Annotated in this window: 3 protein-coding genes; 1 reads left to right on the forward strand and 2 read right to left on the reverse strand. The window is 76.9% G+C overall.

Going from position 1 to position 1,885, the window contains the following annotated elements; all coding sequences use genetic code 11:
* Positions 1-58: 58 nt before the first annotated feature.
* Positions 59-535, reverse strand: coding sequence for a peptidylprolyl isomerase (locus tag VGB14_06560; protein ID HEX9992570.1), 477 nt, complete (start codon positions 533-535; stop codon positions 59-61).
* A gap of 36 nt (positions 536-571) precedes the next feature.
* Between VGB14_06560 and VGB14_06565 the strand changes: the two genes are divergently transcribed.
* Complete coding sequence (locus VGB14_06565; GenBank protein ID HEX9992571.1) at positions 572-1,204, forward strand: TIGR03085 family metal-binding protein; 633 nt, start codon at positions 572-574, stop codon at positions 1,202-1,204.
* Here VGB14_06565 and VGB14_06570 read toward each other — a convergent pair.
* Positions 1,130-1,759 (reverse strand): TetR/AcrR family transcriptional regulator, encoded by a 630-nt coding sequence (locus VGB14_06570; GenBank protein HEX9992572.1) that lies wholly within the window; start codon positions 1,757-1,759, stop codon positions 1,130-1,132. The genes VGB14_06565 and VGB14_06570 overlap by 75 nt on opposite strands.
* Between the last annotated feature and the right edge of the window lie 126 nt (positions 1,760-1,885).

A 1,885-nucleotide genomic window follows, 5' to 3' on the forward strand; every position in this document is an offset into this window, starting at 1 on the left:
CGAGGGCCGCCCACCAGGCCGTCGAGCAGCGCCCGCCGCCGGCGCGGACGAGGGCCGGTCAGGTGGCCGGGACCTCCTCGACGGCGACCGAGCGCATCACGTCGCCCACCTGCACGGACTGGGCCACCTCGATGCCCTCGACCACGTAGCCGAACAGGTTGTAGAGGGGCTGGAGCTTCTGGCGGCAGTCGGCGATGCAGATGAAGAACTGGCTGCCGTTGGTGTCGGGGCCGGCGTTGGCCATCGCCACGGCGCCGAGCGTGTACTCGCCCCGGACCGGCTCGTCGGGGAAGCGGTAGCCGGGCCCGCCCCGCCCGCTGCCCTCCGGGTCCCCGCCCTGGACCACGAACTCGGGGACGACCCGGTGGAACGTCACGCCGTCGTAGAAGCCGGAGCGGGCCAGGGCCACGAAGTTGTTGACGGTCGTCGGTGCCAGCTGCGGGTCGAGGTCCATCACGATCGCGCCGCGGTCGGTCGTGATCGTCGCCCGGTAGCGCGCGCCGGTGTCGATCTGCATGGGCGGGGGCTTCGCCATGCGGCCATCCTCGCAGACCCCGGTACCCTCGCCGGCATGGCGACCCCGCTGGACGGCGCCGAGCGCGCCGCCCTGTGCGACCTGTTCCTCGAGCTCGGGCCGGACGCGCCCACCCTGTGCGAGGGGTGGACGACGGCCGACCTGGCCGCCCACCTCGTGGTGCGGGAGCGCCGCCCGGTGGCCGCCGCCGGCATCCTCGTGCGCCAGCTGGCGACCGTCACCGAGCGGGCCATGGCCGACGAGAAGGCCAAGGGCTACGAGGCGGTCGTCGCCCGGGTGCGCGGCGGCCCTCCGCCCGGCCCGTTCCGCCTCGGACCGCTGCGGGCCACCAACGTCAACGAGTACTTCATCCACCACGAGGACGTCCGCCGGGCCGACGGCCGGGCCCCGAGGACCGGCACCGACGAGCTCGACGACGCCCTCTGGCAGAACCTGCGCCGCTCGGCCTGGGTCGCCCTGCGCCGGCTCGGGGCGGTCGGCGCCGTCCTCGTGCGGTCGGGCACCGGCGAGCGGATCGTGGCACGGAAGGGCGAGCCGGCCGTCACCCTCACCGGCCGGCCCGGCGAGCTCGCGCTCTACCTGGCCGGCCGGCGGTCAGCGGCGGAGGTCACGGTGACCGGTCCCGAGGAGGCGGTCCGCGCCCTCGACGCCGTCCGGCTCGGCATCTGACAGCGCCACCCCGTAGCGCTCGAGCGACGACAGGCCGCCCCACAGCAGGTCGGTGAGGACGTCGACGACGTCGTCGCCGTCGCCCGGGGTCGCCGTCTCGAGCACGGCGACCAGCGCGGCCGCCACCGTCGCCGCCCCGGGCCCGCCGCCGAGGTCGGCGGCCAGCTGGTCGATGCGCCGGCGGCGGGCGTGCCGCACGGCCGGGTGCAGGGTGGCCCCGCCGACGGCGAGGTGCCAGGCGGCGTCGTCGGTCCTGGCGAAGCGGAGCGACCCGGCCACGAGCTGGCGCAGCCGCTCCCGGGGCGGGAGGCGGCGGTCGACGGCGGCCCGCAGCACGTCGTCGAGGCGCTCCAGGCTGCGCAGGTAGACGGCGGCGAGCAGGCTGCCCTTGTCGGGGAAGTGGGCGTAGACGAGCGCCCGCGACACCCCGGCGGCCGCGGCCAGCTCCTCGAACGTCACCCCGGCCGGGTCCCGCCCGGCCAGCACCCGCGACGCGGCCTCGACGATCTGCGCCCGCCGCGCCTCGGTCGTCAGCCGGCCGGCCGCCACGCTCACCCCGCGGGGACGGCCACCTCGTCGGCGGCCGGCGAGGTGGGCTCGTCCACGGCGTCGACCAGCGGGTAGTGGCAGGCGACGAAGTGGCCGGGGGCGCCGACGACGGCCCGCATCTTCGGCTCCTCC

This window comes from Acidimicrobiales bacterium, from assembly GCA_036399815.1.
Classification (GTDB): Bacteria; Actinomycetota; Acidimicrobiia; order Acidimicrobiales; family DASWMK01; genus DASWMK01.